Annotated in this window: 9 protein-coding genes; 3 read left to right on the top strand and 6 right to left on the bottom strand. The window is 61.5% G+C overall.

What is annotated here, in order from left to right; genetic code table 11:
* Positions 1–186: 186 nt before the first annotated feature.
* Positions 187–1,155, top strand: coding sequence for an arsenic resistance protein (locus tag ACSHZY_RS18590; protein ID WP_435171691.1), 969 nt, complete (start codon positions 187–189; stop codon positions 1,153–1,155).
* 63 nt (positions 1,156–1,218) lie between these two features.
* Here the strand turns inward: ACSHZY_RS18590 and ACSHZY_RS18585 are convergent, their stop codons facing one another.
* A complete protein-coding gene (locus ACSHZY_RS18585; protein WP_435171689.1) occupies positions 1,219–1,626 on the bottom strand; it encodes a MerR family transcriptional regulator in 408 nt (135 codons plus the stop codon).
* A 129-nt stretch (positions 1,627–1,755) separates the two neighbouring features.
* Here ACSHZY_RS18585 and ACSHZY_RS18580 point away from each other — a divergent pair, with 129 nt between their 5' ends.
* Positions 1,756–2,349, top strand: coding sequence for a cation transporter (locus ACSHZY_RS18580; protein ID WP_435171687.1), 594 nt, complete (start codon positions 1,756–1,758; stop codon positions 2,347–2,349).
* 11 nt (positions 2,350–2,360) lie between these two features.
* Positions 2,361–2,630 (top strand): helix-turn-helix transcriptional regulator, encoded by a 270-nt coding sequence (locus ACSHZY_RS18575; RefSeq protein ID WP_435171685.1) that lies wholly within the window; start codon positions 2,361–2,363, stop codon positions 2,628–2,630.
* Positions 2,631–2,727: 97 nt separating this feature from the next.
* On the opposite strand, the gene ACSHZY_RS18570 is transcribed toward ACSHZY_RS18575, so the two are convergent.
* From ACSHZY_RS18570 to ACSHZY_RS18550, 5 genes are all read right to left on the bottom strand, one after another.
* Positions 2,728–3,084: a DUF1284 domain-containing protein gene (locus tag ACSHZY_RS18570; protein WP_435171683.1), complete on the bottom strand. Its 357-nt coding sequence runs from the start codon at positions 3,082–3,084 to the stop codon at positions 2,728–2,730.
* A 57-nt stretch (positions 3,085–3,141) separates the two neighbouring features.
* The gene (gene bioB / locus ACSHZY_RS18565) at positions 3,142–4,122 is read right to left on the bottom strand and encodes a biotin synthase BioB (RefSeq protein ID WP_435171681.1); all 981 of its coding nucleotides are present in this window, start codon (positions 4,120–4,122) and stop codon (positions 3,142–3,144) included.
* On the bottom strand, positions 4,119–4,679 hold the full coding sequence (locus ACSHZY_RS18560) for a biotin transporter BioY (protein WP_435171679.1): 561 nt from the start codon (positions 4,677–4,679) through the stop codon (positions 4,119–4,121). The genes bioB and ACSHZY_RS18560 overlap by 4 nt, the downstream gene beginning before the upstream one ends.
* Positions 4,680–4,777: 98 nt before the next feature.
* Positions 4,778–5,416 (bottom strand): GntR family transcriptional regulator, encoded by a 639-nt coding sequence (locus ACSHZY_RS18555; protein ID WP_435171677.1) that lies wholly within the window; start codon positions 5,414–5,416, stop codon positions 4,778–4,780.
* 90 nt (positions 5,417–5,506) lie between these two features.
* A partial coding sequence (locus ACSHZY_RS18550; protein WP_435171676.1) for a zinc-binding dehydrogenase occupies positions 5,507–6,365 on the bottom strand: 859 nt, incomplete at its 5' end.

The following is a 6,365-nucleotide window of genomic DNA, read 5'->3' as shown; positions in this document are numbered from 1 at the left end:
CTGAAATATGTGCCATGACCAAGAATACCACGGTCGCCCAAACCTGTGAATCCTGTTTGAGTTTTCACACGGTCTGGTTCGGTTTCGAACAGGTAACATGACGACTTGGAGCCCAAAGCGGCCTCTCGTGATTTTTTCCTTTGTCGGCTACTCGTGGCACCCATAGGTGAGCGGCAAGGAAACGGCATGCGGGACATTCTCGAACGGCAACAGGTGTGGATCTACTTTGCGGCTGTCGCCTTTGCCGTGTTCCTTGGGTTTACCGTGTCAGGCACGGGCGAACTGGAAGGGGCAATCAATCCCGCACTGGCCTTCATGCTGTTCGTCACCTTTCTGCAGGTGCCGTTGCCGGAGATTGGCCGAGGATTCCGAGAAACACGCTTTCTGGGTGCCCTTCTCGTCAGCAACTTCATCTGCGTTCCGATCTTTGCCTTCCTGCTGTCCCGCCTTGCCATAGACGACGCATTGCTGCGCCTTGGCATCCTCATGGTGCTGCTCACGCCTTGCATCGACTACGTGATCACGTTTGCCCATTTAGGGCGGGCGGATGCCCGACTGCTGCTGTCCTCGACGCCGATCCTCCTGCTGGTGCAGATGGCCCTACTGCCGATTTACCTTGGCCTGTTCCTTGGCGACGCGGCCGCTGACCTCGTGCGTGTCGGCCCGTTCGTGCATGCATTCGTCTGGCTCATCGCTGTGCCGCTGATCTGCGCGGGCGCTGTCCAGCTTTGGGGCACGCAACATACGACAGGACAGCGTGTCAGCAAAATTCTTGGGCTTCTTCCAGTCCCAGTGACGGCCTTAGTCCTGTTCCTCGTCGTGGCGGCCACGGTTCCGGTTCTGGGAACCGCCAGCCGTCATGCGCTGTCCGCCTTACCCATCTACATTGCTTTTGCCGTCATCGCTCCCTTCATCGGCTGGGGCATTGCACAGGCCTTCGGACTTCAACCTGCTGCGGGTAGGGCCGTGTCCTTCTCGACCGCGACACGGAACTCCCTCGTCGTGCTGCCGCTGGCCCTCGCTGTTCCGGGCGCGCTCCCCGTGCTTCCGGCTGTGATCGTCACGCAAACCCTGGTCGAGTTGGTTGCCGAACTGGTCTACATCCGTGTTCTTCCGCGCTTGGGCATGTCCACCAGCGAACGCCGCCCCACCTGACGGCAGAAGCATCCGGTCTCCTGCTCTGCTACGGACATGGAGCGGGGCGGGCGTTACCATCATTCATGGTCGATGATCCAAGGTTTCTATGATGCGGCAGTTGGAGATCGTCGTGCTGCCGTGGCATTGCGCTCCGATCCGCCGCAATTCCGCAGCAAGAGCGTTCAGGTCAGCAATCTTCGCCTCCACCTCGGCCAGATGGGTGCGCGTCAGCGCGTCCACCTCGCCGCAAGATCTCTGACTGTCGGAAGAAAGAGCGGCAAGCTCCGCAATCTGTTCCAATGAGAAACCAAGATCACGGCAGCGCCTGATGAACCGAAGGCGGTTCAATTGCACCTTTCCATAGATACGGTAGTTCGTTGCGCTGCGTTCAGGCACGGGCATGAGGCCGATGCTTTCGTAGTAGCGGATCGTTACAACCTTTGTGGCGGTGAGGCGGGCCAGATCCCCGATGCGAAAGGCGTCAGACATGGCTTGACCCTATAGTTGCTATAGACGGTAGATATTGGGGCAACTGGACCATAAAGCGAGTCTATCATGCCCTGTTGCTCCGCCGATACCTGTGCCTCCTCCGCTGGCACCTCCCTTCGTTTCCGTCGTGTGCTGTGGATCGCGCTCGCCATCAACGCGGGCATGTTCATCGCGGAGATCGCGGCCGGGGTGCTGGCCGGTTCCGCAGCACTTCAGGCCGACGCGCTCGATTTCTTTGCCGATGCCGCGAACTACGCGATCAGCTTGGCCGTGCTGGGCATGACCCTTCGCTGGCGGGCAGGCGCGGCCTTGTTGAAGGGTGCCTCCATGGGAGTGTTCGGCTTGTGGGTGATGGGGACGGTGGTCTGGCACGCGGTCCACGGCTCGGTGCCGCACGCCCCTACGATGGGCGCGGTGGGCGCGCTGGCGCTGGTCATGAACTTGATCTGCCTTGTGCTCCTGACAGCTTTCCGGGACGGAGACGCAAACATGCGCTCGGTTTGGATCTGTTCGCGCAACGACGTCATTGCCAATATTGCGGTGTTGCTGGCAGCACTCGGGGTCTTCGGCACTGGCATTGGATGGCCTGACTTCACGGTGGCAGCTTTGATGGCCAGCCTTGCCTTGTATGGTGCCGCTCAAATATTGCGTGATGCGACACGCGAATGGCGCAGTGTGCGTCCGATGCCTGCACCTTTGCCGATGTTGCGCCCAACCAAATAAGGAAGCACGTCATGACCTCCATTCAGCCCGAGCGGCTCAACCAGATACGCCGGGCCCGTGGGCTTGGCCGTCCTCGCCTTGCCAAACTCTCCGGGCTGACCGAACGCCAGATCGCCCGCCTTGAAGGCGCGGTCCCGGCCAGAGACACTTGTACAGAAGACACGGTCCTTCGCCTGGCTTCGGCGCTTCAGGTCCGGCCGGAAGCGCTGACAAGCTCCACACCGATCACAAGTGAAGACTTCTTGGTCGTGCCGCAAGCCCGGTGTTGCAGCCGGTGTTGAGCGTTCTGGAAGTTTATTAAAGCCGAGGCTTCAGGAGAAGCGAATGTCCGCTTCGTTCGAGCCATCATCCGACTGCTTCTCTTTGGTGCGATCCAAACTATGGACCCGCGCCATTCCATATCCAGCCTTGGCGGCTGTCGCGCAGAGCTCGAACCAACAGCACGGGATCGGCGTGGATCAAGACGCCCGGAGCGATGACAGTTCCCAGGAGATCGCCCACGTCACCCGCCGCTTGCCGGTCCCGATCTCGAACGCCCGCTTGGTAACAATGGGCGTCCCGTTTATCAAGAAGGGGAGCGCAGATGCCATCCGGCCCCTTGACCACGACGATATCCTCTCCATCCGTGATCCGTTTCGCAATGCGATGGCAAATTTCTACGAAGACCGGGCTGTATTCTTTGCCTACGTAGGTCAGCATAAAAAGGAGGTGATGAGGGCGCAGCTTGATCGTCACCAGCGCCTCCGTGCATCTCCGAAATGGAGATGCACGCATGGCCTGCGAGCGTAAAACTCACGATGCCTGTGCCAGAAAGACCGGTTTCTTTTCGACAACTGCGCTGCGCATCCCGAGCCGGGCAAACAGATCTGCATCCTGCCAGGATGCGGGATTGCCTGTCGTCAGAAGCACATCGCCCGCAAAGATCGAGTTGGCGCCTGCGAGAAAGCACAGAGCCTGAAGCTCGTCGCTCATTCCCGTCCGCCCCGCCGACAGCCGCACGACGCTTTGCGGCATCAGGATGCGTGCCAGCGCGACGGCCCGCACCAGGGCGAAGGGGTCGACCGGCCGGGCCACCTTCTCGACTGGCGTGTTGCCGATGGGCTGCCACAGGTTGATCGGCACGCTCTCGGGATGACGGGAAAGGTTCGCAAGAACGACCAGCATCGCGATGCGGTCCTCCTCCGCCTCGCCCATGCCGAGGATGCCGCCGCAACAGACTTTGATGCCGCCCTGCCGCACATGGTCGAGCGTTTCGAGACGATCATCCATCGTGCGGGTCGTGGCGATTTTCGGGTAATACTCGGGCGAGGTGTCGATGTTGTGGTTGTAAAAGTCGAGGCCTGCGTCCTTTAGTCGTGCGACCTGCGGGGGCGACAGCATGCCCAGAGTCATGCAGGTTTCCAGCCCCAGATCGCGAACCCCCTCGATCATGGCGCAGATGGCATCGAGATCGCGGTCCTTCGGGCTGCGCCACGCGGCTCCCATGCAGAAACGTTGCGCTCCCGCCGCCTTGGCGCGGCGCGCGGCCGCCAGAACCGCGTCCACCTCCATCAGCTTCGTCGCCTTCACACCCGTCTTGTGGGAAGCGCTTTGCGAGCAGTAGCCGCAATCTTCCGGGCAGCCCCCCGTCTTGATGCTGAGAAGGCTGGCCTGCTCCACGACATGCGGATCGAAGTTCTGCCGATGGATCGACTGCGCCCGGTGCATCAGGTCGGGGAAGGGCAGCGCGTGGATGGACTGCGCCTCCTCCAGTGTCCAGTCGTTGCGGATCATGCGCGCCGCCCCCGTGCGCGGGTCCACAGCGTCGCCAACCCCGCGGCAAGCCCGATCTTCAGCAGGTCGCCCATGAGGAAGGGCAGGACGCCGACCGCCCAGACATCGGCGGCGGGCACGAAACGGCAAAGCCATGCCGCGCCAAGGGCGTAGATCACCCCCATGCCGGCCAGCATGGCGAGGATGCGGCGCATCGTGCCGCCGCTGATGGCGAGCCAGCCGGTCAGGGCCGCCGCCAGAAGATAACCAAGCAGGTAGCCCCCGGTGGGTCCAACCATATAGGCCAGCCCGATGCCACGGGCCGGAGAGCCGGAGAACACGGGCAAGCCCACCGCGCCGGCTGCCAGATACGTGGCGACCGCTCCGGCCGCGATACGAGGTCCAGCGAGGATGGCGATTGAAAGCACCGCAAGCGTGTGCATCGTCATCGGCACGGGCCAGAACGGCACCTGAATCTTCGCGCCAAGCGTGATGAGCGCGGCAAGAGCCACAACCTTCGGCATGGCGTGAAGCAGAGCCCGATGATCGGGGCGGGACAGGAGCATATGAGGCGTCATGACAGGTCCTTTGCGGAAATATCTATGACTAGAAGCTCACAGGCTCAGGCAGCAATATGTATTATAGATATTAGTGCCGCTTTTTATCAATCCATTGATTACAGGCCATTCTTTTGAAGATCCCGCCGCGTTGTTCGCCCGACATGCTTGGACAGGATCAAGCAGGCTCTGTCCGTTTCCCCCCGCCGCAGTGCCGCAAGAATGGCGCGATGCTCGTGGTTCGTTGGCGCCTCCCATTCGGTGCGCCAGGCGGCAAACAGGAAGCGGGCGCTGGCGGTGTGGAGCGTGTCGATCGCGGACAGCAGTCGCGGCATTTCGCAAGGCTCAAGGATCAGGCGGTGAAACCGGCGGTTGGCGTCCTCCCACTCCCGCACCTCTCGTGACGCATCTCCGGCATGTGTCGCCCATTCGGCGGCGTCCAGAACAGCTGGGGTCATATTGGGCACGGCATGACGCAGGGCCAGAACCTCAAGCGATGCGCGCATGGCGGCAACCTCGTGCAGATCCTCCACGTCGAACGAGGTGACCCGCATGCCCCTTTGCGGCTCGCTGACCGCCAGCCCTTGCGCCTCCAGATGTCGGAAGGCTTCGCGCACGGGCACATGGCTGGCCCCAAACTCTTTGGCGATGTGATCCTGGCGCAGCGGGGTGTTGGGGCGAATGGCCCCCGTGATGATGCGGTCAGCCAGGCTTTGGGCGATTTTCGTCGCCAATGTTTCTTTAGCGGAGCTTGTCATGTATTATAGATAATACAGAGGCTACCTATCGGCTAGTGCGGTTGAGCACCCTGCTACCTACCCATCCTCCCTCGGATCATCACACGCGCCTTACAACCTGACGAGCGTCTTGCCTGTGGTCTTCCCACTCATGAGGTCGATAAAGGCTCGCGGCGCTTCGCCCAAACCGTCATAAAGCTGCTGAAGCGGGACAAGACTTCCCTCTTTCGCGCCGGCCGCCAAATCACGTGCCGCTTCAGGCAGACGATCAGCATGGTCAGGCGTCAGGAAGCCGCGCAGCATCAGCCGCTTGACCACCAGTTGCCACAAGGACCGATTGGCGTGCGCGTTGTCCTGGTTGTTGTATTGCCCCATCATTCCGCAGACGGCGATGCGGCCACGATCCGCCATGCACATCATCACGGTTTCCAGCATCTCGCCGCCCACGTTATCGAAGAACACGTCGATGCCGTTCGGAGCGATCCGGCCCAAGGCTGCGCCCAGATCAGGTACGGCGCGGTAGTCGATGGCGTGATCATACCCTAGCGTCGCCAGTGTCCGGCGTTTTTCCGGTCCTCCCGCCAGTCCGATCACCGTGCAACCGTGGCGCTTGGCAATCTGGCCGGCAACGCTGCCAACCGATCCGGTTGCAGCGCTGACCAGCACCGTGTCGCCCGGTCGGATGCCCGCAATCTCATGCATGCCGATCCAAGCCGTCAGCCCAGAGGAGCCGAGCAGACCCATATGCAGTTCCGGCGCAAGGTCGGGCTTGGCATCAATCTGCTCCAGAGACAGCGCATCGGGTGGCAGAATGACATGCTCTGCCCAACCTCCGAGGGCCCTGACCGTGGCCCCTTCAGGATAGGCGTCGTTCCGGGAAGCGACGACCTTCCCTAGGGTCAGGACTCGTTCTTGATCACAGCCAAAACAGGACGGTTGCGGCCAACGCGATTGCGGAGAGGTAGGTTTC

Origin of the sequence: Falsirhodobacter sp. 1013 (genome assembly GCF_051195255.1) — a bacterium.
Lineage (GTDB): Bacteria > Pseudomonadota > Alphaproteobacteria > Rhodobacterales > Rhodobacteraceae > Falsirhodobacter.
This window is presented reverse-complemented; position numbering and strand designations above follow the sequence as displayed.